Genomic DNA, 18,603 nt, shown 5'->3' on the forward strand with positions numbered 1-18,603 from the left:
TCAGGCCGGTCGCATCGACTCCATGGTCTTCTGGACCTCCCAGAACGCGCGCAGGGCGACGAGCTTGCCGGCGTCGTCGGCACGGTAGGTGAACACCCCAGGCGACGTCGTCACGTGCCCACCGATGTGGGTGACGATGCGCCCGATGTAGGCGACCTCGTTGCCGCAGATGATCTCCTCGTCGAACTCGAAGTCGAGCCGCTCGGTGGTCGCGATCGTCATGTCCCAGAACGCGGAGATGGCGTCGCGCCCACGGTGACCGGCGCCGTGCTCGTCGAACATCGACGGGCCGACGGGGTCCTCGACGACGGCGTCGTCGGCGAAGTTGTCGAGCCACCCCTGCTTGTCGCGGGCGTCGACCATCTCGCGGGAGACGCGCCCCGCGACGACGGCGGGATTGTTCTCGCGGTCGATGTCGAGGTAGGCCGGCTTCCCGCTCACGGCTTGTCGGCTCCGAGCAACCACATCGAGAAGTACTGCGACCCACCGCCGTACGCGTGGCCCATCGCGGTGCGGACGCCGTCGACCTGGTGGTCACCGGCCTTGCCCTGGACCTGGCGCGCGGCCTCGGCGCAGCGGATCATCCCCGAGGCGCCGATCGGGTTGGAGGACAACACCCCACCCGAGGGGTTGCACGGCATCCGTCCACCGAAGTCGGTCTCACCCTTCTCGGTCAGCTTCCAGCCCTCGTTCTTCGCGGCGAAGCCGAGGTTCTCGAGCCACATCGGCTCGAACCACGAGAACGGCACGTAGATCTCGGCGACGTCGACCTCGTCGAGGGGGTCGGTGACACCGGCGTCCCGCCACAGCGCCGCCGAGGCGTCACGACCGGCCTGCGGGCTGACGACGTTGCGGTGGGCGTAGGCGAGGGGTTCGGTGCGCATCGCGGTCGCGCGGATCCAGGCGACCGGCGTACCGGCCGCGACCGCGTCGTCGGCGGATTTCTCGTCACCGATGACCACCGCGCACGCACCGTCGGACGACGGGCAGGTCTCGTCGTAACGGATTGGGTCCCAGAGCATCTGGGACGCCATGACGCTCTCGACGGTGATGTCGGGTTGATGCAGATGGGCCAGCGGGTTCTTCGCGCCGTTGCGCCGGTCCTTCGCCGCCACGATCGCGCCGATGTGCTCGGGAGCGCCCGACTGCCGGATGTACGCGCGGACGTGCGGGGCGAAGAAGCCACCGGCGCCGGCACCGACCGGCATGGTGAACGGGACGGGGATCGACAACGCCCACATGGCGTTCGACTCCGACTGCTTCTCCCAGGCCACGGCGAGGACACGTGTGTGGATGCCCGACTTCACCAATGACGACGCGACCACAGCGGTGGAGGCGCCGACCGAGCCGGCGGTGTGTACGCGGATCAGTCGCTTGCCGACGGCGCCGAGCGAGGCGGCCATCGACAGCTCCGGCATCATCGACCCCTCGAAGAGGTCGGGTGCCTTGCCGATCACGATCGCGTCGATGTCGTCCATCGCGTAGCCGGAGTCGGCGAGGGCGGCGTCGATGGCCTCCCGGCACATCCCGGCCATCGTCACGTCGTGGCGCTTCGCGACGTACTTCGTCTGCCCGGTCCCGATGACCGCGGCGCGGTTGCCGGCCATGCTCACTCCCCGCTTCCCGAGGCGCCCGAGAGGGCGACCACCATGTTCTGCTGCAGCAGCGGTCCGCTCGTCGCGTGCGCGATCGCGGTCCGCGCCTCACCGGCCAGGATCGCCGTCGCCGCGAACCCGATGCGTTCGAGTCCGGCGGCGAACATCGGGTTCGCCGCGAGCGCACCGCCCGACGGGTTGATCCGCACCGAGTCCGGTAGTCGCAGTTCGTTCCGCAGGATGAGTTCCTGGTGGGTGAACGGGGCATACAGCTCGGCGATGTCGACGGCTCGGTCGTCACCGAGGGCCGTGTCGCCCGCGAGGCGGGTCGACGGCGAGGTGGTGAGATCCCGCGCCCCGAAGTTCGGGCTGTCGATCCGGTGGTCCCACCCGGTGACCCAGGCCGGGTTGGCGACCAACTGCTTCGCCCGCTCCTCGCTCGCGAGGATCAGCGCCGCGGCTCCATCGGTGTACCGCGACGCGTCGTGCGCGCGCAGCGGGTCGGCGGTGACGGGCTCGGCGAGGAGCTCGTCGACGTCGCGGCCGAGCGTGCGCGCCGCGACCTCGGCCATCTGTCGTTCGGTCCACGCACCCGACTCGAGACCCAGGCGCGCCTGCAGTCCGGCGAGAGACGTCGCGTCCGGCCACAGCGGGGACACGGTGTACGGGTCGGTCTGCAAGGCCAGGGTGAGGTCCATCGTCCCGGCCGAGGGCTTGCCGAAGCCGTACGTGAGCGCGAGATCGACCTCGCCGGTGGCGATCTTGACGTACGCCTCGTAGGCGGCCCAGGCGGCGTCCATCTCGACGTGGGACTCGTTGATCGGCGGCACCGCGCCGATCGAGTCGATGGCGGAGATGAACGAGAACGCCCGGCCCGCCAGGTAATCCGACGAGCCGCTGCACCAGAAGTCGATGTCGGTGCGCGTGATCCCCAACTCGGCGTAGAGCTTGGCGAAGCACGGCATGAGCATCTCGACGCCGTTGGTGGTGCCGAAGGTCGAGTCGACGTGGGGACTGTGGGCGAATCCGACGATCGCCACGCGGGGTGCGTTCACAGGTGACTCCGGTAGGTCTCGTAGTCGGCGTCCGGCTCGCCGGACGGCTTGAAGTGGCTGATGTTCCGTGCGGTGTGGCCCCACTCCGATTTGTCGCGCCACACGGCCTTCACCCGCATGCCCATCCGCACCTCGTGTGCCTCGCACTCCAGGATGAGATGCAGGAAGCCGATGTCCGTGCCGTCGAGGACGACGTAGGCGGCGACGTAGGGGGGCGTGATCTGTTGGCCCATGAAGGGCACGTTGACGATGCAGAACGTGGTGACGATGCCGGTGTCGGGCAGTTCGACCATCTCCGTGGTCGGGTCGCCGTTGGCCGGGCTCGACGACCGCGGGGGGAAGTAGACACCGTCGCTCGTGCGTCCGCCGACGAGTCGACCCTCGGCCAGACCCTGCAGGTACAGGGTCTCGACGACGGTCGCGGCGTGCTCGATCTCCAGGCCGATGGGGTAGCTGACGACGCCCGGCGTCTCCTGCTCCACGGTCGAGGGCTGCGCGTCCTGCGCGGTGTCACCGAGCACGAAATGCGTGATGTCCGTGATGCGTCCGGTCCGTTCGGCCGCCCACACCGGTACGACGCGCGCCCCGGTCGACAGGTCGTCGGGGGACGCGGCGACCGCGTGCAGCAGGTCGGTGTCGGCGCCGTCGAACCGGATCAGGGCCCACGCGAACGGGCTGTCGAGCGGCTGACCCGGCAGGGGGGTCGGTTGCCACGACCAGCTGGTGATCGTCCCGACCGGGCCGACGTCGACGAAGTCGGTTGTCGCGGCACCGGTCTCCGGATCGAACTCGCTCGGCGGGACCATCACCGTCCCGGCGGAGGTCCGCCCACCGACGATGCGCCCCTCCCGGATGCCGTCGGCGAACCGCCCGAGCACCGGCCCCAGGGACCGCGTGTAGTCGAAGCTGTTGCGCAGCGGCGCGGTCAACGGTGGCGTCTCTGGTTCGGGCACGTCGGCGACCGCCGACGCCAACACGGCGGCCAGTCCGGGCCCGGTCTCGCTGATGGTCACCCAGCGAGTAGAACAGGTTCTAGTATTGGACCGCAAGAACCGTCTCAGGGAGGCTCGCGTGAAGCTCGGACTGCAGTTGGGCTACTGGGCCGCGGGCCCGATCGACAACGCGCCGGAGTTGATCGCCGCAGCCGAGGAGTCCGGCTTCGACGCCGTGTTCACCGCCGAGTCGTGGGGCTCGGACGCCTTCACGCCGCTGGCGTGGTGGGGGAGCTCGACCGCGCGCGTCCGGCTGGGGACCGCGGTCGCCCAGGTGTCGGCCCGGCCGCCGACGTCGCTGGCCATGCACGCGCTGACCGTCGACCACCTCTCCGGCGGGCGGCACATCCTCGGGATCGGCGTCTCCGGACCGCAGGTGGTGGAGGGCTGGTACGGGCAGCCCTTCGCGAAGCCGCTGGCCCGCACCCGCGAATACGTGCAGGTCATCCGCGACGTCCTCGACCGGCAGGGGCCCGTCGTCAACGACGGGTCGCACTATCCGCTGCCGTACCCGTCCGACGCTCCCGGGGCGACAGGCCTCGGCAAGTCCCTCAAACCGATCACCCATCCGTTGCGGTCGGATCTCCCGATCTGGCTCGGCGCCGAGGGGCCGAAGAACATCGCGTTGGCGGGGGAGATCGCCGACGGGTGGCTGGCGATCTACTACACCCCGCGCCTGGCCGACCGGTACGAGGAGTGGCTGGCCGAGGGCATGAGCCGGCCGGGCGCGCGTCGGACCCGCGACGAGTTCGAGGTCGCGGCGACCGTGCAGGTCGAGATCACCGACGACGTGGCCGCCACCGTCGACTCCTACAAGCCCATCACCGCCTTCTACCTGGGCGGGATGGGTGCCAAGGACCTCAACTTCCACGCGGAGGTCTACCGGCGGATGGGATACGCCGACGCGGTCGACGAGATCAGCGCGCTGTTCGCCGAGGGGCGTCGCGACGAGGCGATCGCGGCCGTCCCGGACGAGCTCGTCCGCGAGACCATGATCGTCGGCGACGAGGAGACGGTCCGCCGCGAGATCGAGCGGTGGGAGGCCGCCGGCGTCTCGATGCTCATGGTGACCGCGCGCTCGGTCGATCTTGTCCGGCGGTTGGGGAAGCTGGTCTAATGACCGATCGAAGCAACTAGAACGTGTTCTAGAAATCGGCGGCGTGAGCCGCCCGGCGAGGAGGCATCCGTGTCCGACAGCAACGAGCCCATCGGTCTGTGGAACATCGCCCGAGAGACCCCCGAGAGGATCGCCCTCGTCGACCCGGACGGCGTCGAGCACACCTACGGCGAGATCGCGTCGCGGGCGAATCGGGTGTCCAACGGGCTCCGCCGGCACGGGTTCGTCACCGGCGACACCCTCGTGATCGCGACGCCGAACTGCGTCGAGACGGTCGTGCTGCAGTTCGCGGCGCTGCAGATCGGGCTCTACCTGGCGCCGGTGAACTGGCACCTCACCGGACCCGAGATCGCCTACATCCTGGGTGACTCCGAGGCCAAGATCTTCGTCGCCCACGAGCGGTTCGCCGAGACGGCCCAGATCGCCGCGCGGGAGGCCGGTCTCGCGACGGAGAACCTGTTCGCCGTCGGGACGATCAAGGGGTTCCGGCCGCTCGACGAGCTGATCGAGGGTGTCGACGACAGCCTGCCGTCGGACCGGACGACCGGTGCCCCGATGCTCTACACCTCGGGGACGACGGGCAAGCCCAAGGGTGTTCGTCGGCCGCTCACCGGGGCGGCCCCGGAGCAGGCCGCGATGGGCGGGATCGGGTTCTTCGGTGTCATGGGTCTCGTTCCCCACGACGATCACGTGCACATCTGCGGGTCTCCGCTCTACCACACGGCCGTCGTCAACTTCGTGATGATCTCGATGCAGCTGGGCCACAAGGTCGTCCTGATGGACAAGTGGGATCCCGAGTGCATGCTCGCGCTCATCGAGAAGCACAAGGTGACGCAGAGTCACATGGTGCCGACACAGTTCCACCGGCTGCTCGCGCTCCCGGAGGAGGTGCGCGAGAGGTACGACGTGTCGTCGCTGCGCAACATGATCCACGGCGCGGCACCGTGCCCGCGCGAGATCAAGCAGCAGATGCTGGAGTGGTGGGGCCCGGTCGTCACCGAGTACTACGCCGCGACCGAGGGCGGTGGCACCACCATCTTCGGCGACGAATGGCTCACCCACCCCGGGTCGGTGGGTAAGGCGTGGTCGTACTCGGTCGTCAAGATCCTCGACGACAACGGCGAGGAGGTGCCGCGCGGCGAGAGCGGCCAGGTGTACATGGAGATGAAGGGCTCCTCCTTCGAGTACTACAAGGACAAGGAGAAGACCCAAAAAGCCCGCGTCGGGAACATGTTCACGACCGGCGACATCGGCTACATGGACGACGAGGGCTACCTGTACCTCCTCGACCGCAAGAACGACATGATCATCTCCGGCGGCGTGAACATCTACCCGGCCGAGATCGAGGGCGAGCTCGCCGTGCACCCCAAGGTCGCCGACGTCGCCGTCTTCGGTGTGCCGCACGCCGATTGGGGCGAGGAGATCAAGGCCGTCGTGCAGCCGGCGCCGGGTGTGGTCGGTGACGACGCGCTCACCGACGAGCTGATGCAGTACGCCCGGGAGCGGCTCGCCAAGTTCAAGCTGCCGCGCTCCATCGACTACATCGACGAGATGCCCCGCGCCGACAACGGCAAGCTCTACAAGCGTCGCCTGCGTGACCCGTACTGGGAGAAGGCCGAGCGCGCCATCTGACCCCCGTCTGGTGGGAACCCGGAATCCCGCGTCACAACTCGTCGAGTGGGCACTTCCGGACGTCGAGTGGGCGTTTCCGGACGTTCAGTGGGCGGATGCGGACGGTCGCCGTCTCTGACGGGCCAACCGACGTCTGTTACCGCCCAACCGACGTCTGGAACCGCCCAGTCGACGGGTGGGATGGGGGGTCAGGTGGTGGGGACGGCCGTCCTGGTGCGGGGGCGGAGGGTCAGCTCGAATCCCTCGGGGAGCATCGTCAGGCGTTCGGTCACGCGGAGGTCGTAGTCGGGGTCGGCCTGGATGTCGAAGCGGTGCACCAGCGTCGCGAGCACGAGGACGGCCTCGTGGATCGCGAACTGGCGTCCGATGCAGGCCCGGAGGCCCGCCCCGAACGGCTTGTAGCTGTGCGGCGGACGCTTCTTGACGTTCTCGGGCAGGAACCGGTCGGGGTCGAACCGGTCGGGCTCCTCCCACACCTCCGGGTCCTTGTGCACGGCACCGAGGCTCACGATGGCGTAGTCGTCCGGGTCCATCCGGTACTCGTCGGCGAGGAGCGTCGACTCGCGGGGCCCCCGCGCGAAGCCCGGGACGGTGGGCCAGATCCGCAGCGACTCGTCGAGGACCCGCCGGACGTAGCGGAACTTGGCGACCTGCTCGAACTCCGGCATCGCCGTCGGGTCGTCCCCGAGCAGTCCGTCCACCTCGTCGCGGGCACGGGCGAGGCACTCGGGGTTGCGGGAGAGGTAGTGCAACGCGAACGACAGTGCGCCGGAGGTGGTCTCGTGGCCGGCGACGAGGAACGTCAGGATCTGGTAGCGGATGTTCACCGGTGACAGTCGCTCACCGGTCTCGGGATGGGCGACGTTCAGCATGATGCCGAGCAGGTCGTGTTGGTCGTCGGATCCGGTCCGCGCGGCGATGAGGTCGTCGAGCATGTCGTCGACGTAGTCCTGGTGACGCGCGAAGCGGCGATCGAGGAGCCAGGCGAGTGCGCCGCCGCCGGGCAGGGTGCGGACGGTGCCCTTGCGCCGCCCGGTCTCCAGCGCGGTGACCATCGCGGCGACGAAGGGATGCGGCTCGGCCGACCGGAAGGACCCGAAGTCCTGGCTGAACGCCGAGCGCGTCAGGGTCTCCATGGTCAACTTCGTCATGTCCCGGGACACGTCGACGGGTCCGTGGGCGAGCTGTCGGTCCCAGTAGTCGAACAGCTCGGAGGCCGTCTCGACCATCGTCGGGTGATACGACCGCATCGCCGACTTCGTGAACGCGGGGACGAGGAGTTCATGCGCCAGCTGCCAGTTCGGCTCGTCGTTGTGCGCGGTGAACAGGCCGTCGCCGGCGTAGTCCCGCAGCGCGGCGACCGCAGGCGGCAGCGCCTTGCAGAACCGGGTCTCCTCACAGAGTTCCGCGGTCAGGGCCGCCGACCCGACGAACACCAGCCGTTGCCGGAGCACCTGCAGCTCCCAGATGGGGCCGAGACCACGTGAGGCCTCCAGCATGCTCTGGATCGGACGCGACCGGTCGACGGTGAGCAGGTCGCCGATCACCGGCCGTCGGTGACCCGGGTGGGGGAACTGTCGGCCGTCCCAGTCGTTGCGTGCCACGTCATGACTCTCCCGGGGTACTGAACCGGTGTCAAGTAAGGTGCGGCGCGGGTAGCGTGACGTGGGTGGCCGGACGAACGCGGATGAGCCCCGAGCGTCGGCGAGACCAGTTGTTGGATCTCGGTGTCGAACTGTTCGCGACCCACCCCTACGACGAGGTCCACATCGAGCGCGTCGCCGAGCTCGCGGGGGTCTCACGCGGTCTGCTTTACCACTACTTCCCGGGCAAACGAGAGTTCTTCGTCGCGATGCTCACCCGGGAGAACGAGCGGCTCATGCACGAGACCGCACCGGACCCCGCGCTGTCGCCGATCGAGCAGCTGGAGAACGGCATCCGCGCGTTCGTCGACCACTGCCGCGCCCACGAGCACGGCGTGCGGGCGGTGTTCCGCGGCGGTGTCAGCAGCGACCCGGAGATCGTCGCCCTGGTGTCCGGGTCGATCGACGTGCAGGTGTCGCGGATCCTCGCCGCGGGCCGCGCCGGCGACGACCCCGCGCCGATCCTGGTCCTGGCACTCCGCGGGTGGATCGGCCTGCTCCGCGCCGCCTGCTACGAGATGCTCACCGACAAGCGCATCGACCCCGAGGACGTCGTCGCGGTGTGCCGGTCGGCGTTCTTCGGGACCCTGTCGGGTCTGCCGTCGGCGGTGCTGCCGCCCGTGGTCGCCGAGATCCTCGGCGAGCAGGCATCGCCGACGGGGTCGCTCACCGGCCGGTGAAGACCGGCTTCTCCTTGTTCGCGAACGCCGTCGGGCCGATCTTGGCGTCGTCGCTGGCGAACACCTTCTTGCCGAGTGCCGTCTCGACCGGGAACGCGTCCATCTCGTGCATCCCCTCGGTGTCACGGATGGTGCGCAGGATGTTCTGCACGGCCACCGGACCGTTGGCGGCGATGCGCTCGGCGATCTCGAGTGCCTTCTCCAGCGCGGTGCCGTCCGGCACGACGTACCCGATCAGCCCGTACGACAACGCCTCCTGTGCCGAGACCTGACGTCCGGTGAGGAGCATGTCGGCGGCGATGGTGTACGGGATCTGGCGGACGAGGCGCACGGCACTTCCACCCATCGGGAACAGTCCCCACCGGGCCTCCGCCACACCGAACCGCGCGCTCTCGCCGGCGACGCGGATGTCGGTGCCCTGCAGGATCTCCGTGCCGCCGGCGATGGCCGGCCCCTCCACGGCCGCGATGAGCGGTTTGGACAACCGCCGGCCCTTGAGCAGTGCGGGCAGATGGGTGGGGTCGAACTCGCCCGACTCGAAGCTGTCGCCGGGGGCCTGTCTGCTCATGGCCTTCAGGTCGGCGCCCGCGCAGAAGTAGCCGCCGGCGCCGGTGAGGACGGCGACCCGGATGTCGTCGTCGGAGTCGACGCGGTCCCACGCCTCGACCATGATCCGCATCATCTCGGTCGACAGCGCGTTACGCGCCTGGGGTCGGTTCAGGGTGACGACGAGGGTGTGGCCGCGCTTCTCGACGAGGCACTCGGGCTCGCGGGGGTTCTCGGACACGCGACGACTCGCTCTCGATCGGGCAGGTGTTCTGCGGTTTCCTTGCCCAAAACGGTAACACGTTCTAGTTTTGTGCCATGGCCTTCACCATCGCCGATCTCGTCGAGCACGCCGTCGATCTCATGCCCGATCGCGTCGCCCTGGAGACGGACGGCGCGTCGCGGACGTACGCCGAACTCGAGGCCCGCAGCAACGCGCTGGCACACCAGCTCCGGGCGCTGGGGGTGCAGCCCGGCGACACCGTCGGGCTGTACAGCCGCAACACCCTCGAGTGCGTCGAGGCGATGGTCGCGATCTTCAAGGCCCGCGCGGTGATGGTCAACGTCAACTTCCGGTACGTCGAGGCCGAACTCGAGCACATCTTCACCGACTCGCAGATGTCGGTGCTGATCTACGAGCGTCAGTACACGCAGAAGGTCGCGAAGGTGCTGCCGAAGGCGCCGGACCTGAAGCACCTCATCGTGATCGAGGACGGCACCGGCAAGGACATCGCCGACGCCCTGAACCACGGTCACCTGACGGCCGACGCGATCGAGTTCGAGGACGCGGTCGCCCAGAACCCGTCGGAGCGGGACTTCGAGGAGCGGTCCGACGACGACCTCTACATCCTCTACACCGGCGGGACCACGGGGAAGCCCAAGGGTGTGGTCTGGCGGCAGTACGACGTCTTCCGCGTCCTCGGCGGCGGAACCGACTGGTACACCGGCGAACCCGTCACCGACGAGTGGAAGTTCGCGAACGAGGGGGCCGCGGGAGGCCAGCTGGTGCGGTTCCCGATCCCGCCCTTCATCCACGGCGGGTCGCAGTGGGCCGTGTTCCAGGCCCTGTTCGGCGGCCAGAAGGCCATCATCTACCCCGAGTTCGGCGCCCACCAGACGTGGGAGATCGTCGAGCGGCACAAGGCCAACGTCGTCTTCATCACCGGAGATGCCATGGGGCGGCCCATGATCGAGGCGCTGCTGGAGAAGGACTACGACACCTCGTCGGTCGTGTCCATCGCCTCGTCGGCCGCGATCTTCTCGCAGAGCGTCAAGGACCAGTACGTCGACCGCTTCCCGAACGCGATCATCGTCGACGCGATCGGCTCGTCCGAGACGGGATTCGGCGGCATGACAGCCGTCGAGAAGGGGCAGGCGCACGCAGGCGGTCCGCGGGTGAAGGCCGACCCGAACACCGTGCTGCTCCGCGAGGACGGCACGGTCATCCCGGTCGGGTCCGACGAGGTCGGTCTCATGGCGCGTACCGGCAACATCCCGCTGCGGTACCACAACGACCCCGAGAAGTCGGCGAAGACCTTCACGACCTTCGATGGCGTGCGCTATTCGATGCCGGGGGATTTCGCGCGGTACGAACCCGACGGCACCATCACGATGCTCGGTCGCGGGTCGGTGTCGATCAACTCGGGAGGCGAGAAGATCTTCCCGGAGGAGGTCGAGCAGGCGCTCAAGGCGCACCCCGACGTGTTCGACACCGTCGTCGTCGGCGTCCCCGACGACCGGTACGGCAACCGGGTCGCCGCGGTGATCGCCGCCCGCGACGGCCACCGTCCGGCGCTCACCGACATCAATGCCGTCGCGCGCGAGCAGATCGCCGGGTACAAGTGCCCGCGCAGCGTCTGGTTCGTCGACGAGATCAAGCGTTCGCCCGCCGGCAAGCCGAACTACCGCTGGGGCCACGAGGTCACGGAGTCCCGCCCCGCCGACGAGACGCTCGAGGTCTCGTCCACCCGTTCCTGACGGCCATCCCGACAGACAGGCAATCCATGCGCACCGCTCTCGCCGATCGCTTCGGCATCGAGTACCCGATCTTCGGGTTCACCCCGTCCGAGCACGTGGCCGCGGCCATCAGCCGCGCCGGCGGTCTCGGTGTCCTCGGCTGCGTCCGGTTCAACGAGACCGACGAACTCGACCGTGTCCTCACCTGGATGCACGAGAACACCGACGGCAAGCCCTTCGGCGTCGACATCGTCATGCCCGCGAAGATCCCGACCGAGGGCACGAAGGTCGACCTCGACGCGATGATCCCGCCCGAACACCGCGCGTTCGTCGAGCGCACCCTCGACGAGCTCGGCGTGCCGACGCTCGAGGGCGAGGAGCGGGTGAACGCCGGTGTCCTCGGATGGCTGCACTCCGTCGCCCGGTCGCACGTCGACGTCGCCATGGAGCACGCCGACCGGTACGGGCAGATCCGCCTCATCGCCAACGCGCTGGGGTCGCCTCCGGAGGACGTCATCGCGACGTCCCACGCCCACGGTGTCCAGGTCGCTGCGCTCGCCGGTGCGCGGTCGCATGCTCTGCACCACGTCGACGCCGGTGTGGACATCGTCATCGCCCAGGGATACGAGGCCGGCGGTCACACGGGCGAGATCACCTCGGTCGTCCTGTGGCCGGAGGTCGTCGACGCTGTCGGAGACAAGGCGTCCGTCCTCGCGGCGGGTGGTGTGGGGAGCGGTCGCCAGATCGCGGCGGCGCTGGCCTCGGGTGCCGACGGTGTGTGGATGGGGTCGTACTGGCTCACCGCCGCCGAGTACCGGCTCGGCGCGAAGGGCGACGGACCGACCACGATCCAGCGGGCGCTGCTGGCCGCGACCTCGCATGACACCGTGCGTCGTCGGATCTACTCCGGGAAGCCGGCCCGGCTGCTGAAGACCAAGTGGACCGATGCCTGGGATGCGCCGGATGCGCCTGCGCCCCTGCCGATGCCGCTGCAGAACCTGCTCGTCGCCGACGCCCACTCGCGGATCTCCGCCGCCGACGACCCGCAGGTCGTCGCGATGCCGGCCGGACAGATCGTCGGACGGATGAACGCGATCACCCCTGTCGCGGACCTGATCGACGGGCTCGTCGAGGAGTACACGCGCACCGTCGAGCGACTGGCGGCGACCATGCCGCACACCGCCGACGCCTGAGCGCGGAATCGTCAGCGGTAGGTGCAGGTCGAGCGGTCCAGGGTCCACGTCGGTTCCGGGTTCGACGCGGCGAGATCGCGCCGGAGCACCTTGAACGTCGCGGTGGTGGGCAGTTCGTCGACGACGCACACGTGACGAGGCCACTGCTTCGGGCCGAGGTCGGACTGCGCCGCCAGGAACGAGGACAGCTCGCCGGCGGACAGGTCGTCGGCGATCACGGACGCGACGATGTCGTCGCCGACGTCGGTGGCGACACCGTAGACACTCGCGAGACGTATCCCGGGGTGGCGCAGCAGGATCCGCTCGATCGGCCCGGTGCCGACGTTCTCCCCGTCGACACGGACCCAGTCACCCATCCGCCCTGCGAAGTGGACGAAGCCGTCGCGGTCGACGTAGGCCAGATCGCCGCTGTGGTACACCCCGCCGCGCATCCGGTCGGCGTCGGCGGCGGGGTCGCCGTAATAGCCGGTGAAGGCCCCCGGTCCGGCGGTGTTCACGATCTCCCCGACGGCGACGTCGGCGTTGAGGAGCCGGCCGTCGGCGTCGAACTCCGCAGGCGGACAGGGGAGTCCGGTGTCGGTGTCGACGACGGCGACCGGGGCGACGAGCGGGCCGAGCGCTTCGACAGGCGTGTCCGGCGTCCGCCCGATCGCGACACCGCCCTCCGTGGAGCCGAAACCGTCGACGACGCGGACACCGAACCGATCGGAGAACGCTGCGATGTCCGACGGTGACGCCTCGTTGCCGTAGACGATCCGAAGCGGGTTGTCGGCGTCGTCCTCGGCGGCCGGCGTCGCGAGGACGTAGCTCAGCGGCTTGCCGACGTAGTTGGCGTACGTGGCGCCGAAACGCCGGACGTCGTCCAGGAACCCGGACGCGGAGAACCGCGGGCGCAGGGCCACGGATGCGCCGGCGGCGACCGCGACCCCCCACCCGGCGATGACGGCGTTGGAGTGGAACATCGGCATCGCGAGGTAGACGACGTCGTCGGCGCCGAGCCCGAAGCGGTCGGCGAGCATCACCCCTGCGCCGGTCACCTTGGCGTTGTCGCACCGCACGGCCTTCGGGTCGCCGCTGGTGCCGGAGGTGAAGATCAGCATGAACAGGTCGTCCGGGGCGGGGCGGTGCGACGCCCCGACGAGGCCGCGCTGCGCGCTGACCTCGGCGAGCCAGGCCGACGACGTGACGTCCACGACGGGGATGTCGACGGTGTCGACACCGTCGAGGAGCGGCGCGGTGGAGGGTTCCACGAGGACCAGCGCGCAGTCGGCGAGGCGCATGTCGCGCGACAACGCCGCGCCGCGGCGGGTGGTGTTCAGTCCGACGACGACGAGACCATCGAGGGCGGCGGCGGACAGCACCGTGGCGAACGCCGGGGTGTTGTCGAGCAGGACGGCGACGTGCGGCGGTCGGGCAGGGTCGAGGCGGGCACGCAGGGCAGCTGCCCACCTACGCGCCTCCAGGAGATGGTCACGCCAGCTGACGGAGGCGTCCCCGCAGCGGATCCCGCGGTCGTCGACGTCGGCCAGGCGGTCGAGCAGGTCGGAGATCGCGACGCTCGACACCCCGGTTGTCACACCGGCTCGGCCGCCAACGCCGCACCGATGCGCCGCAGCGCCGTCGTCGCGGACCCGGTCGCGAACTCGTTTTGCTTGGCACGCAGGAAGTACCGGTGCAGCGGGTGACTGGTGTCGATACCGACCCCGCCGTGGACGTGGACGGCGGTGTGCGCGACCCGGTGCCCGGCCTCCGCAGCCCAGAACTTGGCGGTCGCCAGTTCGGTGCCGGCCGGGTCGTCCGCGCCGACGAGGTAGGCCGCCTGCAACGTGGTGAGGGTCGCCGCGCGGACGTCGATGTAGCCGTCGGCCAGCCGTTGGGCCACCGCCTGGAACGATCCGATCGGTCGCGAGAACTGCTCGCGTTCCCGGGCGTACGCGGCGGTCCGCTCGAGTGCGCCGGTGACGACGCCGACCTGGTCGGCGCATTGCGCGAGGGTGAGTCGGTCGACGACGGCGGTGACCGCGTCGGACCGGCCGAGGACGTCGTCCGGCGCCACCCGTACCGCCGTGAACTCGACGTGTGCCGCGGGCACGAGACCCGTCGTCCGAGCGTCCTCTCGGGTGATCCCGTCCCTGTCGAGGGACACCAGAGCGGCCAGGGTGCCGTCGGCTGCGGTCGCCGTGACGATGATGGCGGTCGCCGACGCGCCGAACGGCACCGACAGCGCGGTGCCGTCGAGAACCCACCCGTCCCCGTCCGGTCGTGCGGTGATCGTCGGGGCGAGCGGGTCGTCGGAGAGCTCCCCGTCGACCGCGACGGACACGATGGAGGAACCGTCGGTGACGCGCGGCAGCCATGTCGCACGCAGTTTCTGCCCGCCGAGTCGCGCGATCAGCGGCACGGCCACCATCGCGTGGGGCCCGAAGGGTACGCGCGCCAGGGTGGACCCGAGTTCCTGTGCGACCGCGATGTTCTCGACGACGCCGAGTCCGGCGCCGCCGTCCGCCTCGTCGGCCTCGAGGGCCAGGAGGCCGGCGTCGGCCAGCGCCGACCACAGTGCGGCGTCGAGGGGCTCGTCGGCACTCTCGGCCGCCGCGATCCGTTCCGGCGTCGCGATCTTCCCGGCGATGTCATGCGCGAGGCCCGCGACGTCGGCGGCCTCGTCGGAGGGTCGGAAATCCATGGGGGGCCTCTCGGTCAGCGCTTCGGGGTCACCGCTTCTGGGCGGGCTGGCCCAGGGCGAGCATGGCGATGATGTCGCGTTGGATCTCGTTGGTGCCGCCGCCGAAGGTCAGGATCAGCGACGACCGATGGAACCGTTCGATCCGCCCTGCGAGCTGGGCGCCCGGCGAGTTCCCACGCAGCGTGGCGGCCGGACCGAGCACCTCCATGAGCAACCGGTAGGCCTCGGTGGCGAACTCGGTGCCGAACACCTTCGTCGCGGAGGCGTCGGCCGGGGACGGTGACCCACCCTGCGTGGCCGTCGACGCGATGTTCCAGTTGATCAGCTTGAGGAACTCGACCTTGGCGTGCACCCGCGCGAGGTTGAGCTGCACCCACTCGGCGTCGATGACGCGGTTCCCGTCGGCACGTTTGGTGTTCTGCGCCCACTCCACGGTCTCGCGCAGCGCCTGCTGGATGGGCGCGGCCGAACACAGGGCGACGCGCTCGTGGTTGAGCTGGTTGGTGACCAACGGCCAGCCGCCGCCGAGCTCGCCGACGAGCGCCGAACGCGGGACCCGGACGTCCGAGTAGTAGGTGGCGCTCGTGTCGACGCCGGCCATCGTGTGGACGGGTGTGTAGCTGAACCCCTCGGCGGTTGTCGGCACGATGAGCATCGAGATGCCCTTGTGCTTCTTGCCACCGGGCTCCATCGACGACGGGTCGGTCCGGCAGGCGAGCCAGATGTAGTCGGCGTACTGGATGAGGCTCGTCCACATCTTCTGGCCGTTGATCACGAACTCGTCGCCGTCGAGCGCGGCGGTCGTCCGCAGCGACGCGAGGTCGGTTCCGGCGCCGGGCTCGGAGTAGCCGATCGAGAAGTGCAGTTCGCCTGCGGCGATCTTCGGCAGGAAGAACGCCTTCTGCTCGTCGGTGCCGTAGTGCATGATCGTCGGCGCGACGGAGTTGATCGTCAGGAACGGCACCGGGACACCGGCGATGGCCGCCTCGTCGGTGAAGATCAGCTGGTCCATCATCGGACGGTTCTGGCCGCCGTACTCCTCGGGCCAGCCCAGCGCCAACCACCCGTCGGCGCCCATCTGCGCGACGATCTCGCGGTAGACGTTGCCCGCGCCCACCTCGCCCGAGTCTGACGCGAGGGCCGCGCGCCGATCGGGTGTCATCAGTCGCGCGAAGTAGCCGCGGAGCTCGCGTCGGAGCTCCTCCTGGGCGTCGGTATAGGCGATGCGCATGGCGGACTCCGTGAGAGTATCGGTGAGGGAACGTTCGGTCGGTGGGTCGACCCTGGTGAGACTCTAGAACACGTTCTAACGTGAGGGCGTGCAGTGCGTCAATGCACGCAATTGGCTAACGGAAGGTCACGACATGCGTATCAAGGCAGATTTCGACCTGTGCGAGTCCAACGCCGTCTGCGTCGGGATGGCTCCCGACGTGTTCGACCTCGACGACAACGACTACCTGGTGATCCTCCAGGAAGAGGTTCCCGACGACCGGCTCGAGGAGATGCGCCAGGTGGTGGCGAACTGCCCGAAGGCGGCGCTCTCCATCGAGTGACCCCCGAGGCCCGCACCCGGCACGCACGACGAACCCCGTGCCCTTGACATCGCGGCAGAATTAGAACAGGTTCTAGCTCATGCAGATTCTGGAAGGGCGGGTCGCCGTCGTGACCGGGGCGGCCGCGGGCCTCGGTCGGGCCGAGGCCGTCGGGTTGGGCGCGCTGGGCGCGACCGTCGTCGTGAACGATCTGGCCGCGGCACTCGACGACAGTGACGTCGTCGATGCGATCGCCGCCGCCGGCGGCAAGGCGGTGGTGGTCGCCGGTGACATCGGTGAGTCCGCGACGGCGACCGAGATCGTCCGGACGGCCGTCGACGACCACGGGTCGCTCGACGTCCTGATGTGCAACGCCGGCGTCGTCCGCGACCGGATGCTGTTCAACATGAGCGACGACGAGTGGGATCTCGTCCTCCGCGTGCACCTTCGCGGGCACTTCCTGCTCAACCGCAACGCCGCCGCCCACTGGCGCGCCGCGTCGAAGGCCGCTGACGCGCCGGTGTACGGACGGATCGTCAACACCTCGTCGGAGGCCGGTCTGCTCGGCCCCGAGGGGCAGGCGAACTACGGCGCCGCGAAGGCCGGGATCACGGCGTTGACGCTCTCCGCCTCCCGCATCCTCTCGCGCTACGGCGTCACCGCGAACGCCATATGCCCCCGCGCGCGCACCGCGATGACCGCCGGCGTGTTCGGCGAGGCACCGACCGACGGCGTCGACCCGCTCTCGACCGACCACGTCGTGAGCCTGGTGCAGTTCCTCGCCGGGCCGGACTCGGCGGCGGTGAGCGGTCAGGTGTTCGTCGTCTACGGTCCGAAGGTGACGCTGATGGCCGCCCCGACCGTCGAGCAGACCTTCACCGCGGATGGTGACGCCTGGGACCCCGCGGCCCTGTCGGACCGTCTGAGCAGCTATTTCGCCGATCGTGACCCGTCGCAGACCTTCTCGGCGGCACGCGCGCTCGCGGGCTGACGGCGACGAGTCTGTGTATTCGACCAACATCCACGGCAGGCAATTGGACGCATGCTAAGTTGCCTTCGACCACACCCCCTGACGACGCGAAAGCCGTTGTCGCAGCGCGTCGGGCAGCGACGCGGGGAGTCGGTCACGATGATCGGACGCAGTGGGTTCGCCTCCCGGGACGGGGCCGAACGGGTCGGGCTCCACGGCGTGGGTGTGTGTGAGGAGAGTCGGTGAGGACACGACTGGCGGCCCCCTTCAACGGAGTCGGTGACTTCGTCGGCCTCGCCGTGGCCGCAGCACGTGAACTGCCGCGCCGCCCGTTCCAGGCACGCGAGACCGTCGAGCAGTCGTGGGCGATCGCCCGGGTGTCGATGGTGCCCACCCTGCTCGTCGCGATCCCTTTCACGGTCCTGGTCAGCTTCACCCTGAACATCCTGCTGCGGGAGATCGGCGCGCAGGACCTCTCCGGCGCCGGTGCGGCGCTGGGCACCATCACCCAGATCGGGCCGATCGTCACCGTCCTCATCGTCGCGGGCGCGGGTGCGACCGCCATCTGCGCCGACCTCGGCGCCCGCACCATCCGCGAGGAGATCGACGCCCTGCGGGTGCTCGGCATCGATCCGATCCATCGTCTCGTCGTCCCACGCGTCATCGCGTCGACCATCGTCGCGCTGCTCCTCAACAGCCTCGTGTGCACGATCGGCCTCGGTGGCGGCTTCGTCTTCTCCGTCTACCTGCAGGACGTGAACCCCGGCGCGTTCATCGCGAACCTCACGCTGCTGACCGGTCTGGGCGAGCTGATCATCTCGATGGTCAAGGCCGCCCTGTTCGGGCTCTTCGCCGGCCTCGTCGGCTGCTACCGCGGTCTCACCGTCAAGGGCGGCGCGAAGGGCGTCGGCGACGCGGTCAACGAGACGGTCGTCTACTCGTTCATGGCCCTGTTCGTGGTGAACGTCGTCGTCACCGCGGTCGGTCTGAAGGCGACGGGGGGATAGCC

The 18,603-nt window shown here is 69.4% G+C and carries 17 protein-coding genes; 8 read left to right on the plus strand and 9 right to left on the minus strand.

What is annotated here, in order from left to right; all coding sequences use genetic code 11:
- From LX12_RS14545 to LX12_RS14560, 4 genes are read right to left on the minus strand one after another with little or no spacing between them, the layout of a single operon-like run.
- Positions 1-441 carry a nuclear transport factor 2 family protein gene (locus tag LX12_RS14545; protein ID WP_253655292.1) on the minus strand — a complete coding sequence of 147 codons (441 nt, stop codon included), beginning with the start codon at positions 439-441 and terminating at the stop codon, positions 1-3.
- Positions 438-1,607 (minus strand): thiolase family protein, encoded by a 1,170-nt coding sequence (locus tag LX12_RS14550; RefSeq protein ID WP_253655293.1) that lies wholly within the window; start codon positions 1,605-1,607, stop codon positions 438-440. Before LX12_RS14550 ends, LX12_RS14545 begins: the two co-directional genes overlap by 4 nt.
- 2 nt (positions 1,608-1,609) lie before the next feature.
- The gene (locus tag LX12_RS14555) at positions 1,610-2,650 is read right to left on the minus strand and encodes a thiolase family protein (protein ID WP_253655294.1); all 1,041 of its coding nucleotides are present in this window, start codon (positions 2,648-2,650) and stop codon (positions 1,610-1,612) included.
- Positions 2,647-3,657 (minus strand): Zn-ribbon domain-containing OB-fold protein, encoded by a 1,011-nt coding sequence (locus LX12_RS14560; RefSeq protein WP_372505053.1) that lies wholly within the window; start codon positions 3,655-3,657, stop codon positions 2,647-2,649. The genes LX12_RS14555 and LX12_RS14560 overlap by 4 nt, the downstream gene beginning before the upstream one ends.
- Before the next feature lie 64 nt (positions 3,658-3,721).
- Between LX12_RS14560 and LX12_RS14565 the strand changes: the two genes are divergently transcribed.
- A complete protein-coding gene (locus LX12_RS14565) occupies positions 3,722-4,759 on the plus strand; it encodes an LLM class F420-dependent oxidoreductase (RefSeq protein WP_253655296.1) in 1,038 nt (345 codons plus the stop codon).
- A gap of 69 nt (positions 4,760-4,828) precedes the next feature.
- A complete protein-coding gene (locus tag LX12_RS14570) occupies positions 4,829-6,391 on the plus strand; it encodes an acyl-CoA synthetase (RefSeq protein ID WP_253655297.1) in 1,563 nt (520 codons plus the stop codon).
- A 188-nt stretch (positions 6,392-6,579) separates the two neighbouring features.
- Here LX12_RS14570 and LX12_RS14575 read toward each other — a convergent pair whose 3' ends face one another.
- Positions 6,580-7,995: a cytochrome P450 gene (locus LX12_RS14575; RefSeq protein WP_253655298.1), complete on the minus strand. Its 1,416-nt coding sequence runs from the start codon at positions 7,993-7,995 to the stop codon at positions 6,580-6,582.
- Between the two features lie 65 nt (positions 7,996-8,060).
- Here LX12_RS14575 and LX12_RS14580 point away from each other — a divergent pair, with 65 nt between their 5' ends.
- Complete coding sequence (locus LX12_RS14580) at positions 8,061-8,714, plus strand: TetR/AcrR family transcriptional regulator (protein WP_253655299.1); 654 nt, start codon at positions 8,061-8,063, stop codon at positions 8,712-8,714.
- Here the strand turns inward: LX12_RS14580 and LX12_RS14585 are convergent.
- Positions 8,701-9,501, minus strand: coding sequence for a crotonase/enoyl-CoA hydratase family protein (locus LX12_RS14585; RefSeq protein WP_253655300.1), 801 nt, complete (start codon positions 9,499-9,501; stop codon positions 8,701-8,703). The genes LX12_RS14580 and LX12_RS14585 overlap by 14 nt on opposite strands.
- A 77-nt stretch (positions 9,502-9,578) precedes the next feature.
- On the opposite strand from LX12_RS14585, the gene LX12_RS14590 reads away from it, so the two are divergent.
- Positions 9,579-11,237 (plus strand): acyl-CoA synthetase, encoded by a 1,659-nt coding sequence (locus LX12_RS14590; protein ID WP_253655301.1) that lies wholly within the window; start codon positions 9,579-9,581, stop codon positions 11,235-11,237.
- 26 nt (positions 11,238-11,263) lie between these two features.
- On the plus strand, positions 11,264-12,409 hold the full coding sequence (locus tag LX12_RS14595; RefSeq protein WP_253655302.1) for an NAD(P)H-dependent flavin oxidoreductase: 1,146 nt from the start codon (positions 11,264-11,266) through the stop codon (positions 12,407-12,409).
- Positions 12,410-12,420: 11 nt separating this feature from the next.
- On the opposite strand, the gene LX12_RS14600 is transcribed toward LX12_RS14595, so the two are convergent.
- Genes LX12_RS14600 through LX12_RS14610 form a run of 3 tightly spaced genes read right to left on the minus strand, consistent with a single transcriptional unit; the run spans position 12,421 to position 16,323 of the window.
- The gene (locus tag LX12_RS14600) at positions 12,421-13,986 is read right to left on the minus strand and encodes an AMP-binding protein (RefSeq protein ID WP_253655303.1); all 1,566 of its coding nucleotides are present in this window, start codon (positions 13,984-13,986) and stop codon (positions 12,421-12,423) included.
- Positions 13,983-15,092, minus strand: coding sequence for an acyl-CoA dehydrogenase family protein (locus LX12_RS14605; protein ID WP_253655304.1), 1,110 nt, complete (start codon positions 15,090-15,092; stop codon positions 13,983-13,985). Before LX12_RS14605 ends, LX12_RS14600 begins: the two co-directional genes overlap by 4 nt.
- Before the next feature lie 28 nt (positions 15,093-15,120).
- Positions 15,121-16,323 carry an acyl-CoA dehydrogenase family protein gene (locus tag LX12_RS14610; RefSeq protein ID WP_253655305.1) on the minus strand — a complete coding sequence of 401 codons (1,203 nt, stop codon included), beginning with the start codon at positions 16,321-16,323 and terminating at the stop codon, positions 15,121-15,123.
- Between the two features lie 133 nt (positions 16,324-16,456).
- Here LX12_RS14610 and LX12_RS14615 point away from each other — a divergent pair, with 133 nt between their 5' ends.
- The 3 genes from LX12_RS14615 to LX12_RS14625 all read left to right on the plus strand — a co-directional run bounded on the left by LX12_RS14615 (position 16,457) and on the right by LX12_RS14625 (position 18,601).
- Positions 16,457-16,645, plus strand: coding sequence for a ferredoxin (locus tag LX12_RS14615; protein ID WP_253647153.1), 189 nt, complete (start codon positions 16,457-16,459; stop codon positions 16,643-16,645).
- Between the two features lie 79 nt (positions 16,646-16,724).
- Complete coding sequence (locus LX12_RS14620) at positions 16,725-17,615, plus strand: 3-oxoacyl-ACP reductase (protein ID WP_253655306.1); 891 nt, start codon at positions 16,725-16,727, stop codon at positions 17,613-17,615.
- 221 nt (positions 17,616-17,836) lie between these two features.
- Positions 17,837-18,601 (plus strand): MlaE family ABC transporter permease, encoded by a 765-nt coding sequence (locus LX12_RS14625; RefSeq protein ID WP_253655307.1) that lies wholly within the window; start codon positions 17,837-17,839, stop codon positions 18,599-18,601.
- The last annotated feature ends 2 nt before the right edge of the window (positions 18,602-18,603 follow it).

The organism is Williamsia serinedens (genome assembly GCF_024171725.1).
GTDB lineage: Bacteria > Actinomycetota > Actinomycetes > Mycobacteriales > Mycobacteriaceae > Williamsia_A > Williamsia_A serinedens.

Bases quoted from the DNA above. Each gene is read 5' to 3' on its own strand.
- LX12_RS14550 (WP_253655293.1), bottom strand. From the start codon at position 1,607: ATGGCCGGCAACCGCGCCGCGGTCATCGGGACCGGGCAGACGAAGTAC.
- LX12_RS14590 (WP_253655301.1), top strand. From the start codon at position 9,579: ATGGCCTTCACCATCGCCGATCTCGTCGAGCACGCCGTCGATCTCATG.
- LX12_RS14595 (WP_253655302.1), top strand. From the start codon at position 11,264: ATGCGCACCGCTCTCGCCGATCGCTTCGGCATCGAGTACCCGATCTTC.
- LX12_RS14605 (WP_253655304.1), bottom strand. From the start codon at position 15,092: ATGGATTTCCGACCCTCCGACGAGGCCGCCGACGTCGCGGGCCTCGCG.
- LX12_RS14610 (WP_253655305.1), bottom strand. From the start codon at position 16,323: ATGCGCATCGCCTATACCGACGCCCAGGAGGAGCTCCGACGCGAGCTC.
- LX12_RS14615 (WP_253647153.1), top strand. From the start codon at position 16,457: ATGCGTATCAAGGCAGATTTCGACCTGTGCGAGTCCAACGCCGTCTGC.
- LX12_RS14620 (WP_253655306.1), top strand. From the start codon at position 16,725: ATGCAGATTCTGGAAGGGCGGGTCGCCGTCGTGACCGGGGCGGCCGCG.